We start from the raw sequence: 24,957 nt of genomic DNA on the forward strand, positions 1-24,957 counted from the left end.
GGCTCAGCGGCCGAGCGCGAGGGCGGCGTAGGCGGCGAGCGAGGCGGTGCCCGGGGTGAAGTAGCCGGTGTGGCCGTGGGATCCGGTGGCGGGCAGCGGGCGGGCGCCGAACGCGGGACCGGTCGGATCGGCGCCGTGGCCGAGGCCGAGGAGCGAGACGTTGGGCACGTCGCCGATCCAGTCGGAGCCGTTGCGCCGGGTGGCCCAGAGCGGCACCCGGGGGTCGAGGTCGGCAGCCGAGCCGACGCCCATGCCGGGGGAGCCGAGCACCACCAGGGCGGCGGCCTGCTCCGGCCCGGGGCGGGCCAGGCCGCAGACCACCGAGCCGTAGCTGTGGCAGAACACCGTGGCGGGCGCGGCCGGCCGGGTGGTGACGGCGAGCCCGTCCAGCAGCCGGGTGAGCCGCCGGGCGCCGGCCCGGGCGAGGGTCTCGGTGGCGGCGTCCGGGCCGAGGCCGACCGGGGTGGTGTAGCCGGCCCAGGCGATCACGGCGGTCTGCCGGCCGGTGGCCTCGTACAGGGCGCGGGCCATCCCGGCCGGGGTGCGGTGGCCAGGTCGCCGAGGACTTCGGCGACCTGGCCGCGTCCGCGCGGGTCGAAGGCGAGGATCCGCCGGTCGCCGTCCAGCAGGGTGCGGTAGCGCTCGGCGCGTTCGCGGGCGGTGGTGCGGTCCTGCGGGGTGAGCGCCGGGTCGGCGGCGCGGGCGAGTTCGCGGCCGCGCTCCTCGGCCAGGGCCAGGGCGTTGGCCCGGTAGCGGAGGCCGACGGGGGCGCCGTCGAGGTTGCCGACCACCAGCGGGTGGCGGACGGCCAGCGCGTCCTGACGGGCGGTCGGCAGTTCGGCGAAGAAGGCGGCCACCGCGGCGGGGGAGGCGGTGGCCGGGTCGGGCAGCCGGAGGCCGAGGGTGGTGTCGGCGACCCAGCCGGCGGTGCCGGGCGGTGGGCCGGTGACCGGGTGCTGGGTGTCGCAGGCCCAGCCCCCGGCGCCCAGTACGGCGGCCAGGGCGACCGCGGCGGCGGCGACCGTGCGGGCGAAGCGCCGGGGCCGGGGTCGGTGCTCGGTGCGAGGCTGCCGCATGTGCGTGTTCTCCCTTGTCCGTCGGGTGTCGACGGAGAGGAAGGTAGAAACGCGGCGGCCCCGCGGACGTCACTCCGCGGGGCCAACTCCCGGGTACTACCCGGGTAGCAGGAGGGGAACGGGACCGGCCGGGGCCGGGCCGCTCACTGACCCGGCGTCACCAGGCCGGACTCGTAGGCCAGGACCACCGCCTGGGCGCGGTCACGCAGGTCGAGCTTGGCGAGGATCCGGCCGATGTGGGTCTTGACGGTCTGTTCGGCGAGCACCAGGCCGGCGGCGATCTCCTGGTTGGACAGACCGCGGGCGATCAGCTCCAGCACCTCGGTCTCCCGGGGGGTCAGGCCGTTCAACCGCAGCTTGGGGTCGCGGCGCCGGGCCGGCCTGGTTCGGGCGAAGTCCTCGATCAGCCGGCGGGTGACCGAGGGGGCGAGCAGCGCGTCGCCGGCCGCCACCACCCGCACGGCGGCGATCAGGTCGGCGGGGGGCGCGTCCTTGAGCAGGAAGCCGCTGGCCCCGGCTCGCAGCGCCTCGTACACGTAGTCGTCCACGTCGAAGGTGGTCAGCATCAGCACCTTCGGCCGGTGGGCCCCGGGGACGGCCGGGTCGAGCAGCCGGCGGGCCGCCTCCAGGCCGTTCATCACGGGCATCCGGACGTCCATCAGCACGACGTCGGGGTGGGTGCGGCCGCAGACCTCCAGGGCCTGCGCGCCGTCCGCCGCGTCGCCCACCACGTCGATGTCGCTCTGGACGCCGAGCAGGGCGGCGAAGCCCGCCCGCACCATCGCCTGGTCGTCGACGATGATCACGCGGATGGTCATGCGGCGGGCTCCCGGGGGGTGTCGATCGGCAGGACGGCGGCCACCTTGAAGCCGCCGTCGGGCAGCGGGCCGGTGTCCAGCTTCCCATCCAGCAGCCGCACGCGTTCCCGCATGCCGACCAGCCCGTGACCGGTCCCCTCGGCGGCGGCCTCCAGCGACGCGGCGCGCGCGGGCGGGGCTCCGTTCACCACGGTGACCAGCAGGGCCGGGCCGTCGACGGCCAGCGACACCCAGGCCTCGGCGCCGGGCGCGTGCCGGACGACGTTGGCCAGCGCCTCCTGGACGATCCGGTAGACGGAGAGGTCGACGGCCTGCGGCAGGGCGTCGACCAGCTCCGGGAGTACCGCCAGCTCGGCCGGCACCCCGGCCCGGCCGACCGTCTCGACCAGCTGGGCCAAGTGCGCGATCCCGGGCTGGGGCGCCTTCTCGGTGCCGGACTCCTCGCTGCGCAGCACCCCGAGCAGCCGCCGCATCTCGGACAGCGAGTCGCGGGCGGTGCCGGCGATGGCGCCGAACTCCTCGGCCGCCTCGGGCGGCACGCCGGCGATCCGGTACGGGGCGCTGGCGGCCTGGACGGCGATCACCGACATGTGGTGGGCGACCACGTCGTGCAGCTCGCGGGCGATCCGGGCGCGCTCCTCCAGCAGGGTGCGGCGCTCGCGCTCGGCCTCGCTGATGTGCTCCTGCTCGGCGAGCAGCCGCTGGGCCTCGGCCCGTTCCCGCAGGGCGCCGCCCAGGACCAGGACGGCCCCGGTCAGGGCCACCGCGAGCAGGCTGTTGTCGCTGCCGACGTCCGCGCCGATGCCGAGCAGCGACAGCGCGAGGCTCGTGGCGGTGGTGGCCAGCCAGACGGAGAGCAGGGTGCGGCGCCGTTCGCGCAGCGCGAGCGGCAGCATCAGCAGCAGGTAGCCGACCACGCCGGGGGCCGGCCATGGCCAGGAGGAGGAGGTGTCCCGGCCGGTGGTGAGGATCAGCAGGGAGGTCAGCAGGTCGGCGGCGCCGATCATCCACCAGGCGGGCAGCGGGCGGCTCACGGCGAGCAGCAGCGGCACGGTCTGGGCGATCGAGAGGGCCGCCGCGAGGCCGACGTTGAGGCCGTAGTCGGTGGCCAGGACGTTGGTCGCGCTGGGCAGCAGGGAGCTGATCGCGGCCAGCGCGAGGACGTACGGCAGCCAGCGGACCCAGCGGGCGGCGGCGTGGGCCAGCAGCGGGGTGTGGTCGGTGGACGGGCGGGCGAGCGGGGCGAGCAGACCGGGGAGCAGGCCGCCCCGGGCCGGCCCGGTGGGCGGATCGATCATCCCGTCAGCCTAGGGCGGCCCGTGCCGACGGGCGTCGGACCGGGGACCGGACTCCGCCGTAGTACTCCGGTATGACCCGGTGGCCGCCGGGGCCGCTCCCGGACGGGGTCCTAGTGCCGCCAGTCGCCGGCCAGGGCGGGGCCGAGCTGGTCGAAGTGACGGGTGATCAGCGCGATCATGCCCTCCAGGCCGGACGCCTCGTGGTCGGCGCTCCAGGACAGGTGGGCCGCGCGCAGCACGCTGCCGAAGACCGCGGCCATCACGGTGGGGCGCAGGTCCTCGGCCGGGTCGAGGCCCTCGCGGGCGGCCAGCACCTGGACCACCACCCGCTCCTGCTCGGTGACCCGGCGCAGGTGGGCGGCGAGCAGTGTGGGGGTGTCCTCGATCATCTGCATCAGTTCCAGCGCGCTGGTCACCGAGCCCGGGCCGGTCCGGTGCCGGGAGCCGAGGTCGTGCCAGGACTCGACGATCGCGGCCCGCAGTGCCTGCAGCGGGTTCTCCTCGGCGGGGCGGGCCCGCAGCCGGTCGATGAAGTAGTCCTCGGCGTCGGCCATGACGGCGAGGGCGACCTCGTCCTTGTTGGCGAAGTAGCGGAAGAAGGTGCGCTGCGAGACGTCGACGGCGGCGGCGATCTCGTCCACCGTCGTGCCGGCGAACCCCTGGCTGAGGAAGAGCCGGTGGGCGGCCTCGATCAGGGCGTCCCGGGTGCGCTGCTTCTTGCGCTCGCGCAGGCCGGGACCGGCGCCCTCGGCCGGCCGGAGGGCCGGGGCGGTGGCGAGGGGCGAGCGCTGAGCGGCCATGGCGGGGGCCTTCCGGAGGGCGAGGAGGAGGGGGGTACTGGTGCACAACTGTAGCGGTCTGACAAATGTCAGTCCCCGCAACAAGGCAGAGTTTGCCAAATGTCAGCTGCTGACATAATCTCCGGAGCGTGGCGCCCCCAGGCCGGGTAACTCGTGGGGACGGGTGGGCCCGGGGCGCCACGACCACGTCTGTTCGCTGCCATGCCCCCGGAGGGCCCCAGATGAGTCAGTCCGTCGTCAAGAGCACCAAGGCGGACGACCCGCCGCAGCCCGACTCGTCCTCCGGGGGCGGCCTGAAGGGGCATCCCTGGCTGACCCTGCTGACCGTCGCCGTCGGCGTGATGATGGTCGCGCTGGACGGCACGATCGTCGCGATCGCGAACCCCGTCATCCAGGCCGACCTCAAGGCCGCGCCGTCCGAGATCCAGTGGGTGACCAGCGGTTACCTGCTCGCCCTCGCGGTCTTCCTGATCACCGCAGGCAAGATCGGCGACCGCTTCGGCCACAAGCGGACCTTCCTGGTCGGCGCGGCCGGCTTCGCCGCCACCTCGGCCGCGATCGCCTTCGCGGGCAACATCGAGACGGTGATCGCCTGCCGCGTCCTGCAGGGCCTGTTCGGCGCGCTGCTCCAGCCGGCCGCGCTCGGCCTGCTGCGCGGGGCCTTCCCGGTCGAGAAGCTCAACATGGCGATCGGCATCTGGGGCGGGGTGATCGGCGCGTCCTCGGCGGCCGGTCCGATCGTCGGCGGTCTGCTGGTCGAGCACGTCAGCTGGCAGTCGGTGTTCTTCATCAACATCCCGGTCGGCCTGCTCACACTGGCCCTCGGCATCTGGATCCTGCGGGACGTCCGGGCCGAGAGGGCGGCCAAATCCTTCGACGTCCCCGGCATCGTGCTGCTCTCGCTGGCGATGTTCGCGCTGGTCTTCGGCATCATCAAGGCGCCCGAGTGGGGCTGGGGCGACACCAGCACCCTGCTCTTCCTGGGCGGCGCGCTGGTCCTGATGACGGCCTTCGCGCTCTGGCAGCGGGTCGCCCGCGAGCCGCTGATCCCGCTCAGCCTGTTCCGCTCCGTCCCGCTGTCGGCCGCCACGCTGCTGATGGTGCTGATGGCCTTCTCGTTCTTCGGCGCGATCTTCTTCGTGACCTTCTACCTGCAGAACGTCCACGGGATGGCGCCGGTCGAGGCCGGCGTCCACCTGCTGCCGATGACCGGCATGATGATCATCGGCTCGCCGGTGGCGGGGCTGGCCATCGGCCGGCTCGGCCCGCGGGTCCCGATCGTGGCCGGCATGCTGATCACCACCGTGGCGATGTTCGGGATGTCCACCCTGGACGAGGGCTCCGGCGCCGGGGTGATGTCGCTGTGGTTCGTCCTGATGGGCCTGGGCATGAGCCCGGTCATGGTCGGCGCCACCGAGGTGATCGTCGGCAACGCGCCGATGGAGCTCTCCGGCGTGGCCGGCGGCCTCCAGCAGGCCGCGATGCAGGTCGGCGGGAGCCTCGGCACCGCGGCGCTGGGCGCCCTGATGGCCGCCAAGGTCGGCGACGTGCTGCCCGGCAAGTGGGCCGAGGCCGGCCTGCCGCCGGTCCAGGGCGCCGAGGCCGAGGGCCTCAAGCAGGCGGCCCAGCTCGGCTTCGCCCCGCCCGCCCCGGAGGGGACCCCGGCCGAGGTGGTCGACGCGATGGCCGGCGCCGTCCACCAGTCCTTCCTCAGCGGGATGTCGCTCGCCTTCGCGGTGGCGTCCGTGGTGGCCTTCGCCGCCGCCCTGCTCGGGCTGCTCGCCCGCCGGGGCAAGGGCGAGGCCGGCCCGGCCGTCCACATCTGACCGCCCGCGCACCGCGAAGCCGGTGGCCCCGGACTCCCGAGGGAGTCCGGGGCCACCGGCTTCGCGCGTCGGACTTCCGGGTCAGCCCGCCGCGCGGTGCAGCTCCACCAGCGGCACCACGCGCCCGGCCCGCGCCCGGTAGGCGGCGAACGCCGGCTGGGCGGCGATCTGGGCCGCCCAGAGGGCCTCGTACCGCTCGCCGCCGGTCACCGGGACGGCCAGCGCCGGGTAGCGCTCGGCGCCGAGCTCGACGGTGACCTCGGGGCGGGCGGCCAGGTTGCGGTACCAGTCCGGATCGGCCGGGGCGCCGCCGTTCGAGGCGAAGACGACGGGTCGGCCGCCCTCCGTCAGATGGACCAGCGGGGCGGTGCGCGGCTCGCCGCTGCGCCGGCCCCAGGTGGTGAGCAGCAGCAGCGGGGTGCCCGCGAAGGAGCCGCCGACCGCGCCGGCCGAGGCCCGGAACTCGGTGATCACACCGCGGTTGTACGCGTTGCCGCCGGCGGCGGGCTCGGGGTGGACGGCGTTCATGGGAGACCTCCTGGGGTGGTCCGGTTCGTCTGGGAACGACCCTAGGAGCTCACACCTGTGTGAGGTTCAAGGGGATGTGACGGAGGTCACGCCGGGGATCCGGCGGCGGGAACGGCGAAGGGCCGGACCTCCACGGAGGAGGTCCGGCCCCTGGTCTCACCGGTTCACCGGCTCACCGAGCGCTCAGGCGTCGCCGCCGGCGGCACCCGGGTCGGCCGCGGCCACGTCCAGCAGCTGGTAGCGGTCGATCGCGTCCTTCAGGGCGCTGCGGTCGATCTTGCCCTGCTTGGCGAGCTCGGTGAGCACGCCCAGGACGACCGACTGCGCGTCGATGTGGAAGAAGCGACGGGCCGCGCCACGGGTGTCGGCGAAGCCGAAGCCGTCGGCACCCAGCGACTGGTACTGCCCCGGCACCCAGCGCGAGATCTGGTCCGGCACCGCGCGCATCCAGTCGGAGACGGCGACGAACGGGCCCTCGGCGCCCTGCAGCTTCTGCGTCACGTAGGGGACGCGCTGCTGCTCCTCCGGGTGCAGGAGGTTGAACTCCTCGGCCTCCACCGCGTCGCGGCGCAGCTCGTTCCAGGAGGTCGCGGACCAGACGTCGGCCTTGACGTTCCACTCCTCGGCGAGGACGCGCTGGGCCTCCAGGGCCCACGGCACCGCCACGCCGGAGGCGAGGATCTGGGCCGGGATCTGCCCGGCGGTCGCCGGGGCGTACCGGTGCAGACCCTTGAGGATGCCCTCGACGTCGACGTTCTCCGGCTCGGCCGGCATCTTGATCGGCTCGTTGTAGACGGTCATGTAGTAGAAGACGTCCTCGCCGTGCGGGAACTCCGCCGACGAGCCGTACATCCGCCGCAGGCCGTCCTGGACGATGTGCGCGATCTCGAAGCCGTACGCGGGGTCGTACGCGACGACGCCCGGGTTGGTCGAGGCCAGCAGGTGCGAGTGGCCGTCCGCGTGCTGCAGGCCCTCGCCGGTCAGCGTGGTCCGGCCGGCGGTGGCGCCGATCACGAAGCCGCGGGCCAGCTGGTCGGCCATCTGCCAGAACTGGTCACCGGTGCGCTGGAACCCGAACATCGAGTAGAAGACGTAGACCGGGATCAGCGGCTCGCCGTGGGTGGCGTAGGAGGAGCCCGCGGCGATCAGCGAGGCCGTGCAGCCCGCCTCGGAGATGCCGTCGTGCAGCATCTGGCCGGTCGGGGACTCCTTGTACGCCAGCAGCAGCTCGCGGTCGACCGACTCGTAGGTCTGGCCCAGCGGGTTGTAGATCTTCGCCGACGGGAACAGCGAGTCCATGCCGAAGGTGCGGTACTCGTCGGGCGCGATCGGCACGAAGCGGTTGCCGATGCCCTTGTCCCGCATCAGGTCCTTGAGCACCCGGACGAACGCCATGGTGGTGGCGATGGTCTGGTTGCCCGAACCCTTCTTGACCGCCTTGTACGCGTCGTCGCCCGGCAGCTCCAGCTGACGCGGCCGCACCTTGCGGGTCGGCACGTAGCCGCCCAGCTCCTTGCGGCGGTCGTGCATGTACTGGATCTCCTCCGAGTCACGGCCCGGGTGGTAGTAGGGCGGGTAGCCCTCCTCCAGCTGCTTGTCCGTGATCGGGATGTGCAGGCGGTCGCGGAAGCGCTTCAGGTCCTCGACCGTCAGCTTCTTCATCTGGTGCGTCGCGTTGCGGCCCTCGAAGTTGGGGCCGAGCGTCCAGCCCTTGACCGTCTGGGCCAGGATGACCGTCGGCTGGCCCGTGTGCTCGCGGGCCGCCTTGAACGCCGCGTAGACCTTGGCGTGGTCGTGGCCGCCGCGGCCCAGGTGCTGGATCTGCTGGTCGGTCATGCTCTCGACCATCTTGCGCAGCCGCAGGTCGCCGCCGAAGAAGTTCTCGCGGATGTACGCGCCGGTCTCGGTGGCGTACGTCTGGAACTGGCCGTCGACCGTGGTGTTCAGCTTGTTCACCAGGACGCCGTCGCGGTCCTGTGCGAGCAGCGGGTCCCAGCTGCGGTCCCAGACCAGCTTGATGACGTTCCAGCCGGCGCCCCGGAACTGGGACTCCAGCTCCTGGATGATCTTGCCGTTGCCGCGGACCGGGCCGTCCAGGCGCTGCAGGTTGCAGTTGACCACGAAGGTCAGGTTGTCCAGGCCCTCACGCGCGGCGAGCGACAGCTGGCCCAGCGACTCCGGCTCGTCCATCTCGCCGTCGCCGAGGAAGGCGTACACGTGCGAGGCGGAGGTGTCCTTGATGCCCCGGTGCTCCAGGTAGCGGTTCATCCGGGCCTGGTAGATCGCGCCGAGCGGGCCGAGGCCCATCGAGACGGTCGGGAACTCCCAGAAGTCCGGCATCAGCCGCGGGTGGGGGTAGCTGGAGAGGCCGTACGGGGCCTTCGACTTCTCCTGGCGGAAGGCGTCGAGCTGCTGCTCGGACAGTCGGTCCAGGAGGAAGGCGCGGGCGTAGATGCCGGGGGAGGCGTGACCCTGGAAGAAGATCTGGTCGCCGGACTCGCCCTCGGCGTCCTTGCCGCGGAAGAAGTAGTTGAAGCCCACGTCGTAGAGCGACGCGGAGGAGGCGAAGGTGGCGATGTGGCCGCCGACGCCGATGCCCGGACGCTGCGCCCGGGAGACCATGACGGCCGCATTCCAGCGGGTCGCGTTGAGGACCTTGCGCTCGATCTCCTCGTTGCCGGGGAAGAACGGCTCGTCCTTGGTGGCGATGGTGTTGATGTAGTCCGTGCTGCGCATCTCGGGCACGGCGACACGCTTCTCGCGGGCGCGCTCGATCAAGCGGAGCATCAGGTAGCGGGCACGCTCGCGCCCCCGCTCGTCGATGGCCGCGTCAAGCGACTCCAGCCATTCCGCGGTCTCCTCGGGATCGAAGTCCGGGACCTGACTCGGAAGGCCGCCAATGATGATCGGGTTGCGATCGGATCCGGAAGCCACGCTGTTCCTTCACTGTCGGTCGAAACTGAGGTGTGTCGCGCCGCCTCCATCGTGCTACCGCGCTCGGAGATCCGTCATCTCTACCGATCGGTAACCGCTGCGCCCGGTAGGCGGAGCGGTCTGGCGGCGCGCGGAGCAGGCGCTATTGCCTGCGCCCCGCACCACCGGGTGTTACGAACAGAGGTGGTCCGACCTGGTTGCCCGATCGTCCGATGGCGGGCGGTCGGGGTGAGGGCCAACAGGAGACTCTACGCCCGCGCACGCGCGGACCCGAATGCCGTTCGCATCTCGGGCACGCGTACGGCCTGTGGACCGGGGTCACCCGAAGCATCCTTGTCCCATGCAGAGAAGGGCAAATCGGTGTGATTCACGACACGTCGACCGGCGTGTCCCCCTGTGGCACGTCAACCTTTGGAGGGGATCGGGGGTCGGGTACTTGCGCGAACCGCCGCGCCCGTGTGGACTACGGCCACAGCCTCGGCATGGATGCCGAGCCGAATACTGGAGGTTATTCCCGTGAGCGCGACCGCGGACCCCGCGGACAAGTCCAACCCGGCCCACCGTCTCGGATTCGAGAAGGACCAGATCATCCAGGAGCTGGGGTACGACGAAGACAGTGACCAGGAACTCCGCGAGGGCATCGAGGAGATCACCGGGACAGATCTCGTCGACGAGGACTACGACGACGTCGCCGACGCCGTCCTGCTGTGGCACCGCGACGACGACGGCGATCTCACCGACACCCTCGTCGACGCCCTGGAATACCTGGCCGAGGGCGGCCTGATCTGGCTTCTGACGCCCAAGACCGGCCGGGACGGCCACATCGAGGCGTCCGACATCGCCGACGCGGCCCGGACCGCCGGCCTCTCGCAGACCAGCTCGATCGCCATCGCCAAGGACTGGGCCGCCACCCGGTTGGCGACCAAGGCCGCCAAGGCGGGCAAGCGCTGAGCGCCCCTCGCGCCTGAGCCGCGATCCAGGGCCGGGCCCCGTTGGAGCTTCCTCCAGCGGGGCCCGGCCGTTTCGCGTTCCGGGCTGGATCCCCTGCCGGGGGTGGCGTTCGCCGAGGGCGAAAGGAGGCGCCCCGAGCGCCGGCCGCCTCACCCGTTCGGCCGAATCGGGGTCGACCAATGCAAGGATGGCGCTCGCCGCGCCCGCCGCGCGGCCCTGTCGCGTCAGAAAGGTCCCACCATGGCCATCGAGGTCGGCACCGAGGCTCCGGACTTCGAGCTGAAGAACCAGCACGGCGAGCTGGTCAGGCTCTCCGACTTCCGGGGCGAGAAGAACGTCGTCCTGGTCTTCTACCCGTTCTCCTTCACCGGCGTCTGCACCGGCGAGGTCTGCGCGATCCAGAAGGAGCTGCCGCGCCTGCAGAACGACGAGGTCCAGGTGCTCGGCGTCTCCAACGACTCGCCGTTCACCCAGCGCGTCTTCGCCGAGCAGGAGGGCCTGGAGTACCCGCTGCTCTCCGACTTCTGGCCGCACGGCGAGGTCTCCCGCGCCTACGGCGTCTTCAACGAGGAGAAGGGCTGCGCGGTGCGCGGCACCTTCGTGATCGACAAGGCCGGCGTGGTCCGCTGGAGCGTCGTCAACGACCTGCCGGACGCCCGTGACGAGCAGGAGTACCTGAAGGTCCTCGGCGCGCTCTGAGGCCCTCGCGCGCCCCTTCCCGGGGGCGCCCGACGGGCCCGGCGGGCTGCGGACGGACCGCGGGGCGGGCCCCCGCGCGGATTCGAACAGCCACGCCGGGCCCGTTCTCCACCCAGGACGGGAACCCGGCACTACGATCGGTCCGTTGGCTGGTCAGAGGCTCGGCGCAATCGTCGCCGCACCTCCGACCGCACCACGGGGGCACCAGTGCGTGCCTCCCGAATCTTGGAGGACAAGTGGGTGTCAGCCTGAGCAAGGGCGGCAATGTCTCGCTCACCAAGGAAGCTCCCGGCCTGACCGCCGTGGTCATCGGCCTTGGCTGGGACGTCCGTACCACCACCGGCACGGACTTCGACCTGGACGCCAGCGCCCTGCTCTGCAACGACCAGGGCAAGGTCGACAAGGACGGCAACTTCGTCTTCTTCAACAACCTGAAGAGCCCCGAGGGCTCGGTCGAGCACACCGGCGACAACCTGACCGGTGCCGGCGAGGGCGACGACGAGGCCATCAAGGTCGACCTGGCGACCGTGCCGGCCGATGTGCAGAAGATCGTCTTCCCGGTGTCGATCTACGACGCCGAGAACCGGACCCAGAACTTCGGCCAGGTCCGCAACGCGTTCATCCGCGTGGTGAACCAGGCCGACAACAAGGAGCTGGCCCGGTACGACCTCTCCGAGGACGCCTCGACCGAGACCGCGATGGTCTTCGGCGAGCTGTACCGCAACGGCGCCGAGTGGAAGTTCCGCGCCATCGGCCAGGGGTACGCCTCCGGCCTGCGCGGCATCGCCCAGGACTTCGGCGTCAACGTCTGAGCCGGGCGGCGGGCCCGCCGGGCCTGACGGAGTACCACCGGGCCGGGGTCGGCCGCGGACGCGAGGGCGTCGGCGGCCGCCCCGGCTTCGTGCTGTCCGGGGCCGTGTCGCTCGGGTTCGTGCTGTGCGGCTTCGTGGCGCCCGGGGCGGGCGGCGGGTGGGGCCCGGCCGGGGGGTCACCGGTTCGTGCGCCCCGGCTTCGAGCCGGTCCGGCGCACTGGAAGGATAGGAGTTCAGGAAGTTCAGCCGGCCGAAGGAGGCCGGGCGGGGCCACGGGGGAATAGACCTTGAGATGCGCCCCGGGAGGAAAAGGGAGGAAGGACAGCCATGAGTGTCACGCTCGCCAAGGGTGGAAACGTCTCGCTCACCAAGGCCGCGCCGAATCTGACGCAGGTCCAGATCGGCCTCGGCTGGGACGCCCGCTCGACCACCGGTGCGCCGTTCGACCTCGATGCGAGCGCGCTGCTCTGCTCGGGAGGCCGGGTGCTCGGTGACGAGTACTTCGTCTTCTACAACAACCTGAAGAGCCCCGAGGGCTCGGTCGAGCACACCGGTGACAACCTCACCGGCGACGGCGACGGCGACGACGAGGTCGTGCTGGTCAACCTGGACCTCGTCCCCCCGCAGGTGGACAAGGTGGCCTTCCCGGTGTCGATCTACGACGCCGAGTCGCGCCTGCAGAACTTCGGTCAGGTGCGCAACGCCTACATCCGGGTGGTCAACTCCCTGGACGGGCAGGAGATCGCGCGGTACGACCTGACCGAGGACGCCTCCAGCGAGACCGCGATGATCTTCGGCGAGCTGTACCGCTACGCGGGCGAGTGGAAGTTCCGCGCGGTGGGCCAGGGGTACGCCTCGGGTCTGCGCGGCATTGCCCTCGATTTCGGCGTGAACGTACAGTAACGGCGGCCCGAGACCCGCGTCCGACGCGGCCGACGTCCTCGGCGCCATGAACTCGAAAGGTAACCAAGTCCCGTGTTCCTCCGCACCTTCGGCTGGTCATTCGCGATCACCGTCATCGGGCTGATCGCAGCCGGCCTGCTCTGGGGAGCTGAAGGATTCGGCATCGTGCTGATCCTCTCCATCCTGGAGATCTCCCTGTCGTTCGACAACGCGGTGGTCAACGCCACGGTGCTGAAGCGGATGAACCCGTACTGGCAGAAGATCTTCCTCACCGTCGGCGTGCTGATCGCCGTCTTCGGTATGCGGCTGATCTTCCCGCTGCTGGTCGTCGGCCTCACCGCGCACCTCAGCCCCGCGACCGTCATCGACCTCGCGCTCAACTCCGACAAGACCTACGAGGGTTCCACCTACGCCCAGTACCTGGAGGCCGCCAACCCGGCCATCGCGGCGTTCGGTGGCGTCTTCCTGCTGATGATCTTCCTCGACTTCATCTTCGAGGAGAAGGACTACAACTGGCTGGCCTGGATCGAGCGTCCGCTGGAGAAGGTCGGCAAGCTGGAGGCCTTCTCGACGGTCGTCGCGCTGGTCACGCTGCTGCTGGCGTCCAACTTCTTCGCCGGGGAGCACGCCGAGACGGTGCTGCTCGCCGGAGTGCTCGGCCTGGTCACCTACCTCTCCGTCAACGGGCTCTCCTCGATCTTCGAGGCGGGCCTGGAGGAGGAGGCCGAGGAGGAGGAGGAGAAGTCCGGCAAGTCCGGGAAGTCCATCGTCCAGGTGGGCGGCAAGGCCGCGTTCTTCCTCTTCATGTACCTGGAGGTGCTGGACGCGTCGTTCTCCTTCGACGGCGTGGTCGGCGCGTTCGCGATCTCCAGCGACATCTTCCAGATCACCCTGGGCCTCGGCATCGGCGCGATGTACATCCGCTCGCTGACCGTCTACCTGGTCCGTCAGGGCACCCTCGACGACTACGTCTACCTGGAGCACGGCGCGCACTACGCGATCGGCGCGCTCTCGGTGATCCTGCTGGTCGGCATCGAGTACCACATCCCGGAGATCGTCACCGGCCTGATCGGTGTCGCCTTCATCGGCCTCGCTCTCGGCTCGTCGATCCTGCGCAACCGCAAGGAGGCCGCCGCGGGCGGCGGCGGGGACGACCACGAACTGGCGAGCGCCGGCAAGTAGCGCTCCGCACCCGGGGCCGTCGCCCCGGGGCCCGACGAGAACGGCCGCCCCCTCCGGTGAGGGGGCGGCCGTTCTGCGTGCGTGGTGCTCGGTTCGGTTGTCCCCGCTGCGGGAGGGTCAGCCGAGCTGCTGCTCGATGGCGCGCAGCTTGCGCTCCAGCGAGTCCAGCTTGGGCATCGACAGGGTGTCGTCGTCGGCCGTCAGGTCGATGGTCGAGCTGCGGTAGGAGGACGACGAGGAGCCGCTGCCGAGGTAGGACGAGTCGCCGAACGGGTCGGTCGAGGAGGACCCGACGGCGGCCCGCGGGCGGCGGCCGGCCTCCAGGGCGCTCAGCGAAGCGGGCTCCAGCACGGAGCGGCCGGTCTGGGAGGTGGCGTCGGCGTCAGCGGCTAGGGCAGGCTCCGAAGCGTTCGGGCCGTCTCCGGCAGCGGTGAGCGCGGGCACCTGACGGCCGCCGCGGGCCCGGGCCAGCATCCCGCTCTGGCGGGAGATGGCCTTGAGCTCGGCGCGCTCGCGGCGGTCGGCGCTGCGGGCACGCAGCTTGGCGGCCTCCTTCGTCTGGCGCTCCTCGCGGACCTCCTCGACCGCCTCGTCCAGGCTGCGGACGTTCTCCAGCAGCATCAGGGACCAGGCGGCGTAGGTCTCGCGGGGGGCGCGCAGCCAGCGGACGATCCGGATCTGCGGCAGCGGACGCGGGACGAGGCCCTGCTCGCGCAGCGCGGCCTTGCGGGTCTGCTTCAGCGCCCGGTCGAACAGGATCGCGGCGGAGATGGACATCCCGGAGAAGAACTGCGGGGCGCCGTCGTGGGACACGCCGCGCGGGGCGTGCACCCAGTTGAACCAGGCCGAGGCGATCGCGAACACCCAGACCAGCAGGCGCGAACCGAGCGCCGCGTCACCGTGGCTGGCCTCGCGCACGGCGAGTACGGAGCAGAACATCGCGGCGCCGTCCAGGCCGAACGGGACGAGGTACTCCCAGCCGTTGGACAGGCCCAGGTTCTCCTTGCCGAAGCCCACCAGGCCGTGGAACGAGAGCGCGGCGGCGACTCCGGCGCAGCAGAACAGCAGGACGTAGGAGGAGATTCCGTAGATCATCTCCTTGCGCCGGCGGCGCTCCTCGGTGCGCTCCCAGGAGTCGCCCGAGTCCTCGTTCTTGGTCGTGTTCTTGAAGCGCAGCGTCGCCACCAGGATGGCGGTGAACAGCAGGGCTGCGCCGCCGATGACGGTCCAGACCAGCTGTATGGAGGTCAGGTTCATTGCGGGTCGGGCCTCGGGTTTCCGCAGGGGACAGGTCACAGTGCGACACAGACGATCAGATCCCGTCGCCGGGACAGGGCCTGACGGTACGTCCTTGCCGCCGGGCGCCCACCGCGCCCGGGCAGGGGCGGTCGGGACACCTGTGCGGCTAGACGATATCGCGTCCGAAGGGGCGGCATGTTACGGGAGGGGACCTTCGTCCCGCCAGCCGACCCGCCGTCGGCTCCCGGCCGCCGTCGGGTGGTCGGCCGGTGGTCGGCCGGTGTCCCGCCGGTGCACCGTCGGTGTCCGGTTCACGTGGCTGGGTAAGCAGTTCGGGTACCCGGCGGGCGGGCTGATGCCGGATCATTGAGCGACGGACCGCCGGACCGACCGGCGGCCCTGGGGGAGGACTGGGATGGCCTCGATTTGGGAGTACCTGCGCGGGGAGCGGAACACCCTGGACCCGGGCGGGCAGCACAAGATCACACTCACCAAGTCGACGCCGCAGCACGCGATCACCGGGGCCGCGGCCACCACCGGCTACCTCTACGTCAACCTGCACTGGACCACCCGGATAGGAGCGCCGCGCTCCTCCGGCCGGGACGCGCTCAAGCGCTGGTTCAGCCCGCGCATCCTCAGCCCGGTGGAGCCGGACACGCAGCAGGGCGCCCAGCTCAACGTCGACCTCGACCTGGCCTGCATGTACGAACTGTCCGACGGCAGCCGGGGCGTGGTGCAACCGCTCGGCGGCTACTTCGGGGACCTCCAGCGCGCGCCCTTCGTCAAGCTCAGCGGCGACGACCAGTACGGGGCGCCGTCCGGCGAGACGATGTACGTGAACCTGGAGAAGAAGGACCAGTTCAAGCGGCTGCTCATCTTCGTCTACATCTACGACGGCACACCCGCGTTCGAGCAGGCCAACGCGGTGGTGACGATCGTGCCGCAGACCGGTCCGCGGATCGAGATCAAGCTGGAGGAACGCGCCCCGGCCGCCCGTTCCTGCGCGGTGGTGCTGATCGAGAACTCCGGGGACAACCAGCTGACGGTGCGCCGCGAGGTGCGCTACGTCAACGGTTTCCAGGCGGACATCGACCGGCTGTACGGCTTCGGGATGCAGTGGCAGCGCGGGTACAAGGGCCCGTCCGGGCCGGAGTAGCGGCCCCGCGCGGCGGTCAGCGGGGCTGGAACTGCGGGCCCTGCGGCGGCAGCGCGAACTCCTCGGGGGCAACCGGGGGCTGCGGGGCCGGCGGCGCGGGCTGCTGGGCCTGCTGCTGGGACGGCGGCGCGGTGGCCGACTGGGGGTAGCCGTAGCCGCCCTGCTGCTGCGGTGCGGGCTGCGGCGGGTACCCGTAGGTGCCCTGCTGCTGCGGGTAGGGCTGCTGCGGTGCCTGGTGGGCCGGCTGCGGGTAGCCGTACCCGGGGCGCGGGGCCTGCTGGGGATAGCCGTAGCCGCCCTGCTGGGGGCCGGGCTGCGGGTACCCGTACCCCGGTTGCCGGGCCGGGGGCGCGGGCGGGACGGTCGGCGCGGTCGTCGGCATCGCGGGCGGCGCCTGCGGCGGCGGGGGAGCGTGGGCGGGTACGGCCGGGGCCGACGCGGGCGGCTGCGGGGCGGCGGCCTGCGCGGCACCGAGCGGGACGGCGGGCGCCAGGGTGTACGTGCCCGGCTCGGGGCGGGCGACGGGGCGCGGGTCCGGCACGGCGGCGCGCGGGTCGGCCGGACCGGCGCCGCGGGCGTCCGCCGCGCCGTCCTCGACGGTGATCCCGAAGTCGGTGGCCAGGCCGATCAGCCCGGACGCGTAGCCCTGGCCGACGGCCCGGAACTTCCACGACCCGGCCCGGCGGTAGAGCTCGCCGGCGACCAGCGCGGTGACGTCGTCGTTCTCGGGCATCGCGAACTCGGCGAGAGCGGCGGCGCCCTCTCCGGCGCCGGCGTCGAAGAGCAGCAGGCGCAGCCCGGTCACGGAGCGGAACGATCCGCCCTCGGAGGAGCCGGCCAGCACCACCCGGTCCACCTCGGGCGGCAGCTTGGCGAGCTCCGCCTCCACGGTGTCGGCGATCTCGGCGCCGGCGGCGGTCTGCTGCTTGGGCAGGTGGCGCACCAGGCCCGACGGGTGCCTCGGCTGGTTGTAGAAGACGAAGTCGGCATCCGAACGAACCCTGCCCTCGGCGCCGAGGAGCAGCGCGGAGGCGTCCACGTCCGGCGCACCGGGCGTGGCGCTCCAGCGCAGCACGGCGCGGACCGCCGCCACCGGCAGTGCGATGTTGGCGCCCTTGGCCATCACGTGCGTCATAGCGGACCATCCTGCCTGTTCGCCACCCCTTCGGACAACGTGACCGGAGGGGGCGCGGCCATCGGACTTTGCCAATGCTTGCGGTTTGTGAAGCGGAGGGTAATCTTCCGAGAATTCGATGTTTCCGAATCGCATTCGACCGGAAGTCGTCCGTACGATAGGCGGCCAGAGGGCCCCGGGGGGTTCGGCGAGGGGGATCAGCAGCGCGCGCCCGGGAACCACCGGGCCCGGTGGACCGGTTAACCATCGTGACGCCCCGCACCCCGCAACGGTGCCCGACGGCCCGCACTCCGACCTCCCGCAGCCCGACTCCCCACCTGATCGCGGCACCCCCCCCGAGCCGCCTCCGCACCCCCTCCCGGCCCCCTTCCGCACCCCCGAGCACCGCCCGCACCTCCCCGAGCACGAACCCCGCACGCCCCTGAGTACGAACCCCGCACGCCCCTGAGTACGAACCCCGCACGCCCCTGAGTACGAACCCCGCACGCCCCTGAGTACGAACCCCGCCGGGACCGGCGGCCGCAACCCCTGAGGAGAGCACCATGCGCCATTTCGGCCACCTCGCCGACGACGTACGCGGCCGGCTCTTCCTCGAACAGCCCAGGGCCTTCTCGGCGGAGAGCGACGCGGCCGTCCTCGCCACCGCGCTGGGCGCGACCCTCTACAGCCCCGCCACCCGGCCCACGCTGGGTGAGGACATCCGCAAGCAGGCGGGTCGGGGCGTGGTCTCGATGGTGCTCTGCCTGGAGGACGCGATCGCCGACCACGAGGTGACCGCGGCCGAGGCCAACCTGGTGGTGCAGCTCGGCGAGCTCTTCGAGGGGCCGCACGGCGGGCTTCCGTCGCGGGGCGGGGCACCCGGCGCGGCCGGGGAGGCGGCGGTCCGCGACGACCTGCGGGCGCGCGGCGAGGTGCGTCCGGAGATGCCCGGCGGGTGGCTCGGGGAGGTGCGGGGAGTGACGTCCGAGCCGGTCGAGGCCGCCGAAACCTCCACCGCCCGCACACAGGATCTGCCCCTTCTCTTCATCAGGGTCCGAGCCGCCTCCCAGATCACCGACCTGGCCGGCCGGCTCGGCCCGGCGATCGGGCTGCTCACCGGTTTCGTCTTGCCGAAGTTCACCGACGAGAGCGGCGGCGAGTTCCTGGAGGCGCTCGCCGGCGCCGAGGCGGCCACCGGCCGCCGGCTGTTCGCCATGCCCGTCCTGGAGTCCCCCGAACTGGCCCACCTGGAGACCCGCCGCGAGCAACTGTTCGGCATCGCCCGGCTGCTCGACAAGCATCGCGAGCGCGTCCTCGCCGTCCGGCTCGGAGTCACCGACCTCTGCTCCGCGTACGGGCTGCGCCGCTCGCCCGACCTGACCGCGTACGACGTCGCGCTGGTCGCGTCGGTGATCGGGGACGTGGTCAACGTGCTCGGCCGGGCCGACGGCACCGGGTTCACCGTGACCGGTCCGGTCTGGGAGTACTTCCCCGTCCAGGAGCGGATGTTCAAGCCGCAGCTGCGCCGCACCCCGTTCGCCGAGGCGGAGCCCTCCGGGGTGGCCGTGCGCCAGCGGATCATCGACCACGACCTGGACGGCCTGATCCGCGAGATCGAGCTCGACCGGGCCAACGGACTGCTCGGCAAGACCTGCATCCACCCCAGCCACGTCCCCGCCGTGCACGCGCTCTCCGTGGTCACCCATGAGGAGTACAGCGACGCGCGGGACATCCTGGACCAGGAGCGCGGCGGCGGCGGGGTGCTGCGTTCGGCGTACACCAACAAGATGAACGAGGCCAAGCCGCACCGGGCCTGGGCCGAGCGGGTGATGCTGCGCGCCGAGGTGTTCGGGGTGGCGAGGGAGGACGTCAGCTTCGCGGAGCTGCTCTCGGCCTGCCTCTGCGGCTGACCGCGGGGGCTCGTGGCTCTCGGGTCTCTCACGCTTCCCGTACCTCGCGGGCCTCTCGTACCTTTCGTACCTCTCGCGTTTCCCGTACCTCTCGGACCGACCGCACGACTCGCACCGCTTCGCACCGACCGCACGACTCGCACCATCGAAGGCAGGACCAGTAGTGACAGCACAGCAAGAGTGGACCGGTCGCTGGGTGGCCGACCGGGCGGGCGTCGGTCTGACCGGCTCGGACCGCCTCCCCGACCTGGTCGGCCTCGCCCTGCGCGAGAACCCCAAGCGCGCCCACCTGCTGGTCTCCACCGTGCTCGGCAAGCACGTCCCGCAGCGCCCGTCCGTGGTGCACGGCGCCGGTCTCGACCTCGGCCGCCTGGTGCGCGAGCTGCTGGGCGAGGAGGCGGCCGCCCGTGCCGTGGTGCTCGGCTACGCCGAGACCGCCACCGGCCTGGGCCACAGCGTCGCCGACGCCCTGGACGCCCCCTACCTGCACTCCACGCGCCGCCCGGTGGCCGGGCTGACCCCGGTCGGCGGCTTCGAGGAGGAGCACTCGCACGCCACCTCCCACCTGCTGTTGCCCGCCGACCCCGCGCTGCTGGCCGGTGACGGCCCGCTGGTCCTGGTGGACGACGAGTTCTCCACCGGCAACACCGTGCTCAACACCATCCGCGAGCTGCACGCGCGCCACCCGCGCGCCCACTACGTCGTGGTCGCCCTGGTCGACCTGCGCGACGAGAGCGACCGCCGCCGACTGGTCGACACCGCCGCCGAACTCGGCACCCGGCTCGACCTGGTCGCCGCGGCCGGCGGCGGCGTCGAGCTGCCGGCCGACATCCTCGCCCGCGCCGCCGAGCTGATCGCCGAGGTCGGCCCCGCGCCGGAGCCGCCCCCGGCCGCCCCCGCCCCGCTGGTCCGGGTCGCCCTCGACTGGCCCGCGGGCCTGCCGGACGGCGGACGGCACGGCTTCAGCGCCGCGCACCGGGCACAACTCGAAGAGGCGATCCCGCAGTTGGCGTCCCAGCTGGCCGCCGCGCTGGAGCCGGGCGACACCGGCCCAGCGGCGGGAGAGGGCCCGGCGGCGGGCGAGGGCCGGGAGTCCGGCGCGGCCGGCTCCGGCCGGGTGCTGGTCCTCGGCTGCGAGGAGCTGATGTACGCGCCGCTGCGCCTCGCCGGCGCCCTCGCGGACCACCTCCCCGACGGCGAGGAGCGGGTCCGCTACTCCACCACCACCCGCTCGCCCGTCCTCGCGGTGGACGACCCGGGCTACGCCATCCGCACCCGGCTCTCCTTCCCCGCCCACGACGATCCGCAGGACGGCGGTTCGCGCGAGCGCTTCGTCTACAACGTCGCCCCCGGCGCCGACCCGGCCCGCCGCTTCGACGCGGTGGTGCTGGTGGTCGACGACGTGGCCGACACCCCCGAACTGCACGACGGCGAACGCTCCCTGCTCGCCCAGCTGCGGCAGGTCACCGACCGGGTGGTGCTCGCCGTGCTGCCCTCGCACCGGCCGGTCCCTGCTGTTCGGCCGGAGCGGAGCGCGCTGCCCGCGCCGCTGCACGGCCCGGAGTTCTCCTCCTACCGCGCCGACGAGGTCTCCTGGCTGCTCAAGGACCTCTCCGACGTCCCGCTGGAGGCCCCGACCGAGGAGCGCGAGGAGGCCGTCCAGAACGGCGGCGCCCACTACGCGGAGTCCCTGCCGGTGGAGTACCAGCCCAGCCCCGAGTACCAGGAGCTGTTCCACCAGGCCCTGCGGATCTCCGCCCGCCGGATCGCGCTCGCCGTCGGCACCGTCGCGGAGACGCTGCTCCGCGAGCGCGGCCGCGGCCTGGTGCTCGCCTCGCTGGCCCGGGCCGGCACCCCGGTGGGCGTCCTGATCCGCCGCTGGCTGGCCTTCGCGCACGGCCTGGACACCCCGCACTACGCCGTCTCGATCATCCGCGGCCGCGGCCTGGACCCGGTCGCCGTCCGCTACCTGGACGCCCACCACCACGCCCCCGACGTGGTGTTCGTGGACGGCTGGACCGGCAAGGGCGCGATCACCCGCGAACTCGCCGAGGCCCTGGCCGGCACCGCCTTCGACCCCGAACTGGCCGTCCTCGCCGACCCCGGCCGTTGCGTGCGCACCTACGGCACCCGGGACGACTTCCTCATCCCCTCCGCCTGCCTCAACTCGACCGTCTCCGGCCTGGTCTCCCGCACCGTGCTGCGCACCGACCTGATCGGCCCGGACGACTTCCACGGCGCCAAGCACTACACCGAACTGGCCGGCGGGGACGTCTCCGGCGCCTTCCTGGACACCGTCGCCGACCACTTCGCCGAGGTCCTCGACGAGGTGCGGACGGCGGCCGACCGGCTCGCCGCCGAGGACCGCACCCCCGACTGGGCCGGCTGGGCCGCCGTCGAGCGGATCAGCACCGAGTACGGCATCGACAACGTCAACCTGGTGAAGCCCGGCGTCGGCGAGACCACCCGGGTCATGCTGCGCCGCGTCCCCTGGCGGGTGCTGGCCCGCCGCGGCACCGGCGCCGACCTCGACCACGTCCGTCTGCTCGCCGCCCAGCGCGGCATCCCCGTCGAGGAGGTCGACGACCTGCCGTACTCGTGCGTCGGCCTGATCCACCCCCGCTACAGCCGGGGAGCGACCGGCGCCTCCGGCACGGCCGTCCTGGTGAAGGAGTCCTGAACCCGATGAGCAGCCCCAGTGGTTTCCTGGTCGCGAGCGACCTCGACCGCACCCTGATCTACAGCAACCGCGCCCTCGCCCTGGACGTGCCCGACCGGCTCGCACCGCGGTTGCTCTCCGTCGAGGTGCACGACGGCAAGGCGCTCTCGTTCATGACCGAGCAGGCCGCCGGGCTGCTCGTCGAACTCGCCCGCGAAGCCCTGCTCGTCCCCGCCACCACCCGGACCAGGACGCAGTACGAACGGGTCAACCTGCCCGGCCCGACGCCTGGTTGGATCCCCGCCTACGCGATCTGCAGCAACGGCGGCCGGCTGCTCGTCGACGGCGTCCCGGACGAGGACTGGCAGGCCGAGGTGGCCGGCCGGCTGGCCACCGCGTCGGTGCCGCTGGCCGAGGTGGTCGAACACCTGGCGCTCTGCGCGGACCCGGAGTGGACCCACAAGCGCCGGGTCGCCGACGAGCTCTTCGCCTACCTGGTCGTCGAACGCGCCGAGCTGCCGGCCGGCTGGCTCGACGAACTCACCGGCTGGTGCGCCGAGCGCGGGTGGACGGTCTCGCTGCAGGGCCGCAAGGTCTACGCCGTCCCGGCGCCGCTGAGCAAGAGCGCGGCGCTGGCCGAGGTCGAGCGGCGCGTCGGCGGCGCCACCGTGCTGGCCGCCGGCGACTCGCTGCTCGACGCGGACCTGCTGCTGGCCGCCGACGCGGCCTGGCGCCCCGGGCACGGCGAACTCGCTGACAGCGGCTGGACGGCCCCCGGGGTCACCGCGCTCGACCAGGTGGGCGTGGCGGCGGGGGAGGAGATCATCCGTCAGTTCCTGGCCCGTGTCCGGGGCGGGGCAGGCGTGGGTGTGGGTGCGGCTGCGGGCCCGGAGGTTTTGCGGGCCGTCGGTACGGAAGGCCCGCGGACCGTCGGTGCGGAGGTCTCGCGGACCGCCGACTCGGACGGCGGGCCGGAGGCCGGCTCGCTGGAGTCCGTGGCCAAGGGCTGAGGCCCGGCGCCGCCGGCCGTTCCGCGCTCAGGTCAGCCGCTCCCCGTGCCCGCCGGCCGTTCCGCGCTCAGGTCAGCCGCAGCAACCGCCGCCGCAGCAGCCGCCCCCGCCACCGGCCGGGGCCTGCTGCGCGGCGCCGCCGGACGCGCCGCCGGTGACGGCGACGGCCGACAGCAGCTTCACGGTGTCCTCGTGCCCCTGCGGGCAGACCGCGGGGTCGTTGGCCTGCGCCATCGTGCGGCGGAGTTCGAAGGTGGCCCCGCAGGAGCGGCAGCGGAAGTCGTAGCGTGGCATACCCGCAGGGTAGCCCGGCGCGGGCGGGCGGGGCAGGGGGCCCGCACGATCCGTGGGAGGCGCCGGGGTCGGCGGGGCCGCCGGGCCGCCGGCGGGGTGGCCGGGGGCGGCTCGCGCTACCGGTGGCCGCCCAGGTCCTCGCGGATCAGCTCCACCACCTGCGCCGCCGTCTCCCGCACCGCCGCCAGCTCGGTCAGGAAGTGCCAGTAGTCGGGGTGTCGGCCGGCCGTCTCCAGTGCCTCGACCGCCCGGTCCAGCCGGCCGACCGCCGCGTCCAGCGGAGCCGCGTGCCGCGGGTCCGGCGCCTGCCGCCCCGCCATCGCGAGCCGCTGGGCGTCCCGGAGCGCGAAGCGGGTCCGCTCGATCTCCCGGTTCGGATCGTGCTGCACCTCGTTCAGCTGCCGCAGCCGCTCGTTCACGGCGACCACCGAGCCGTCCGCGGTGTCCAGCAGCGCGCGCACCGTGCCGAGCGCGCCGGTCGCGTCCGGCCAGCGCTGCTCGTCGCGTGCCCGCGCCGCCTCGGCGAGCTTCTGCTCCGCCGCCCGCCCCGCCTCCGCCACCTGGTCCGGCACTCGTTGGAGGTCCTGCCAGCACGCCGTGGCGAACCGCCGCCGCAGCTCGCTCAGGGCCGGCTCCACCGTGCCGGCCTTGGTCTCCAGCGCCTGGATCCGGGTCCGCAGGCTGGCCACCCGCCGGTCGATCTCCCGGGCCCGCTCCGGCAGGTGCTCCGCGTCCGCCGTGATCGCGTCGGCCCGCTCCTTCACCCGCTCCGCGCGCTGCAGCGTCGCCGCCACCCCGTGCCGACCCGCGCCCTCGTTCAGCCGGCCCAACTCCGGGCTCAGCTCCGCCAACCGGGCCGCCAGGTCGTCCGCCTTCAGCCCCGCGCCGCGCACCGCCTCCAGCGTGGTGGTCGCGGTCAGCAACGACCGCTTCGCCCCCTCCACCGCCGGGGTCACCCGCATCAGCTGCGACTCGGCGTGCTGCAGCACCGGCTGCAACCGCTGCAGGAAGCCGTCCAGCTCAGCCTGCGCCGACCCGAGCTGCCCCTTCACGTCCTGCAACTGGTGCCGGGCCCGCGCCGCGGCACCGGATTCCAGCTCCTCGGCATCCAGATCGTGCGCGTCCAGCGCCGCCAGGTAGTTCACGGTCACCTGGTCCACCCGGCCGGAGATCGCCTCGAAATCCGCCGCCGCCCGCTGCGCCGTCGCGCCGTCCTCCGCCGCGCGCACCGTCTCCACCGCCAGCCGCACCTCGCGCTGGGTGGAGTCCAACTCGTAGAACGCCTGCTGCGCCGCGTCCCGGGCCGCCTTCGCGTCCGCCCGCACCCCCTCGCCGCCGCGCCGGCCCCACCAGCCCCCGCCCGTACCGAACGACGCCGCCCCGGCGGCGCCCAGCGCGCCCGCGATCACCAGCGGCAACACCAGGGCCTCGGCCACCGCACTCCCCGGCCGCCGCCCCCACCCACTCCCGTCGGCCACCCTCACTGCGCGCTCCCTGTTCCGACCGCTGATCCACTGCCCATTGTTCCCGATCGCCCCACCACACCGGCACCCCCACCCGTCCCACTCCCCGAGCACCCGCACCACACCACCCCCCGGGACCAGGTACTCTAGGCAGTCGTCGTGCCCCCACCGGGCCGCGACGGGGGGCGCGTAGCTCAGTGGTAGAGCGCTGCTCTTACAAAGCAGATGTCGGCGGTTCGAAACCGTCCGCGCCCACAGACACGAAGGGCCAGTTCGGAGGAGTGA

General features: G+C 72.9%; 19 protein-coding genes, 1 tRNA gene and 1 pseudogene. 11 read left to right on the forward strand and 10 right to left on the reverse strand.

What is annotated here, in order from left to right:
* Positions 1-3 precede the first annotated feature (3 nt).
* From ACIF6L_RS06665 to ACIF6L_RS06680, 4 genes and pseudogenes are all read right to left on the reverse strand, one after another.
* Positions 4-1,076, reverse strand: a pseudogene (locus ACIF6L_RS06665) (alpha/beta hydrolase).
* A 143-nt stretch (positions 1,077-1,219) separates the two neighbouring features.
* Positions 1,220-1,894, reverse strand: a complete 675-nt coding sequence (locus ACIF6L_RS06670; protein WP_396487000.1) for a response regulator — start codon at positions 1,892-1,894, stop codon at positions 1,220-1,222.
* A complete protein-coding gene (locus ACIF6L_RS06675; RefSeq protein WP_396486999.1) occupies positions 1,891-3,192 on the reverse strand; it encodes a sensor histidine kinase in 1,302 nt (433 codons plus the stop codon). The genes ACIF6L_RS06670 and ACIF6L_RS06675 overlap by 4 nt, the downstream gene beginning before the upstream one ends.
* A 110-nt stretch (positions 3,193-3,302) precedes the next feature.
* On the reverse strand, positions 3,303-3,992 hold the full coding sequence (locus tag ACIF6L_RS06680) for a TetR family transcriptional regulator (RefSeq protein WP_329487480.1): 690 nt from the start codon (positions 3,990-3,992) through the stop codon (positions 3,303-3,305).
* A 221-nt stretch (positions 3,993-4,213) separates the two neighbouring features.
* Between ACIF6L_RS06680 and ACIF6L_RS06685 the strand changes: the two genes are divergently transcribed.
* On the forward strand, positions 4,214-5,818 hold the full coding sequence (locus tag ACIF6L_RS06685; protein WP_396486998.1) for an MFS transporter: 1,605 nt from the start codon (positions 4,214-4,216) through the stop codon (positions 5,816-5,818).
* Between the two features lie 81 nt (positions 5,819-5,899).
* Here ACIF6L_RS06685 and ACIF6L_RS06690 read toward each other — a convergent pair whose 3' ends face one another.
* Positions 5,900-6,346 carry a nitroreductase/quinone reductase family protein gene (locus ACIF6L_RS06690; RefSeq protein WP_396486997.1) on the reverse strand — a complete coding sequence of 149 codons (447 nt, stop codon included), beginning with the start codon at positions 6,344-6,346 and terminating at the stop codon, positions 5,900-5,902.
* A 183-nt stretch (positions 6,347-6,529) separates the two neighbouring features.
* Positions 6,530-9,280, reverse strand: coding sequence for a pyruvate dehydrogenase (acetyl-transferring), homodimeric type (gene aceE / locus ACIF6L_RS06695; RefSeq protein ID WP_359802907.1), 2,751 nt, complete (start codon positions 9,278-9,280; stop codon positions 6,530-6,532).
* A 516-nt stretch (positions 9,281-9,796) separates the two neighbouring features.
* Between aceE and ACIF6L_RS06700 the strand changes: the two genes are divergently transcribed.
* The 5 genes from ACIF6L_RS06700 (at position 9,797) to ACIF6L_RS06720 (ending at position 13,827) form a co-directional block, all read left to right on the forward strand.
* Complete coding sequence (locus ACIF6L_RS06700) at positions 9,797-10,231, forward strand: DUF3052 domain-containing protein (protein WP_359802906.1); 435 nt, start codon at positions 9,797-9,799, stop codon at positions 10,229-10,231.
* 240 nt (positions 10,232-10,471) lie between these two features.
* A complete protein-coding gene (locus ACIF6L_RS06705; protein WP_329487475.1) occupies positions 10,472-10,930 on the forward strand; it encodes a peroxiredoxin in 459 nt (152 codons plus the stop codon).
* A gap of 236 nt (positions 10,931-11,166) precedes the next feature.
* Positions 11,167-11,742, forward strand: a complete 576-nt coding sequence (locus tag ACIF6L_RS06710) for a TerD family protein (RefSeq protein ID WP_329487474.1) — start codon at positions 11,167-11,169, stop codon at positions 11,740-11,742.
* A 327-nt stretch (positions 11,743-12,069) separates the two neighbouring features.
* On the forward strand, positions 12,070-12,645 hold the full coding sequence (locus tag ACIF6L_RS06715) for a TerD family protein (protein WP_329487473.1): 576 nt from the start codon (positions 12,070-12,072) through the stop codon (positions 12,643-12,645).
* 72 nt (positions 12,646-12,717) lie between these two features.
* The gene (locus ACIF6L_RS06720) at positions 12,718-13,827 is read left to right on the forward strand and encodes a DUF475 domain-containing protein (RefSeq protein ID WP_359802904.1); all 1,110 of its coding nucleotides are present in this window, start codon (positions 12,718-12,720) and stop codon (positions 13,825-13,827) included.
* A gap of 117 nt (positions 13,828-13,944) precedes the next feature.
* Here ACIF6L_RS06720 and ACIF6L_RS06725 read toward each other — a convergent pair whose 3' ends face one another.
* Positions 13,945-15,084 carry a DUF2637 domain-containing protein gene (locus tag ACIF6L_RS06725; protein ID WP_329487471.1) on the reverse strand — a complete coding sequence of 380 codons (1,140 nt, stop codon included), beginning with the start codon at positions 15,082-15,084 and terminating at the stop codon, positions 13,945-13,947.
* A 397-nt stretch (positions 15,085-15,481) separates the two neighbouring features.
* Between ACIF6L_RS06725 and ACIF6L_RS06730 the strand changes: the two genes are divergently transcribed.
* Positions 15,482-16,222 (forward strand): Tellurium resistance, encoded by a 741-nt coding sequence (locus ACIF6L_RS06730; protein WP_329487470.1) that lies wholly within the window; start codon positions 15,482-15,484, stop codon positions 16,220-16,222.
* A gap of 16 nt (positions 16,223-16,238) precedes the next feature.
* Here ACIF6L_RS06730 and ACIF6L_RS06735 read toward each other — a convergent pair whose 3' ends face one another.
* Entirely contained in the window at positions 16,239-17,357 is a 1,119-nt protein-coding gene (locus ACIF6L_RS06735) for a TerD family protein (RefSeq protein WP_396486996.1), read from the reverse strand.
* A gap of 542 nt (positions 17,358-17,899) precedes the next feature.
* Between ACIF6L_RS06735 and ACIF6L_RS06740 the strand changes: the two genes are divergently transcribed.
* The 3 genes from ACIF6L_RS06740 to ACIF6L_RS06750 all read left to right on the forward strand — a co-directional run bounded on the left by ACIF6L_RS06740 (position 17,900) and on the right by ACIF6L_RS06750 (position 22,915).
* Positions 17,900-19,246 carry an HpcH/HpaI aldolase/citrate lyase family protein gene (locus tag ACIF6L_RS06740; RefSeq protein WP_396486995.1) on the forward strand — a complete coding sequence of 449 codons (1,347 nt, stop codon included), beginning with the start codon at positions 17,900-17,902 and terminating at the stop codon, positions 19,244-19,246.
* Between the two features lie 163 nt (positions 19,247-19,409).
* A complete protein-coding gene (locus ACIF6L_RS06745; RefSeq protein WP_396486994.1) occupies positions 19,410-21,926 on the forward strand; it encodes a phosphoribosyltransferase in 2,517 nt (838 codons plus the stop codon).
* 5 nt (positions 21,927-21,931) lie between these two features.
* Complete coding sequence (locus ACIF6L_RS06750) at positions 21,932-22,915, forward strand: HAD family hydrolase (RefSeq protein WP_396486993.1); 984 nt, start codon at positions 21,932-21,934, stop codon at positions 22,913-22,915.
* A gap of 72 nt (positions 22,916-22,987) precedes the next feature.
* Here the strand turns inward: ACIF6L_RS06750 and ACIF6L_RS06755 are convergent, their stop codons facing one another.
* Entirely contained in the window at positions 22,988-23,209 is a 222-nt protein-coding gene (locus ACIF6L_RS06755) for a zinc ribbon domain-containing protein (RefSeq protein WP_380571047.1), read from the reverse strand.
* Positions 23,210-23,325: 116 nt separating this feature from the next.
* Entirely contained in the window at positions 23,326-24,645 is a 1,320-nt protein-coding gene (locus ACIF6L_RS06760; RefSeq protein ID WP_329487464.1) for a hypothetical protein, read from the reverse strand.
* 210 nt (positions 24,646-24,855) lie between these two features.
* On the opposite strand from ACIF6L_RS06760, the gene ACIF6L_RS06765 reads away from it, so the two are divergent.
* Positions 24,856-24,927 (forward strand) — tRNA-Val (locus ACIF6L_RS06765).
* Positions 24,928-24,957 lie beyond the last annotated feature (30 nt).

Origin of the sequence: Kitasatospora sp. NPDC086009 (genome assembly GCF_044540385.1) — a bacterium.
Lineage (GTDB): Bacteria > Actinomycetota > Actinomycetes > Streptomycetales > Streptomycetaceae > Kitasatospora.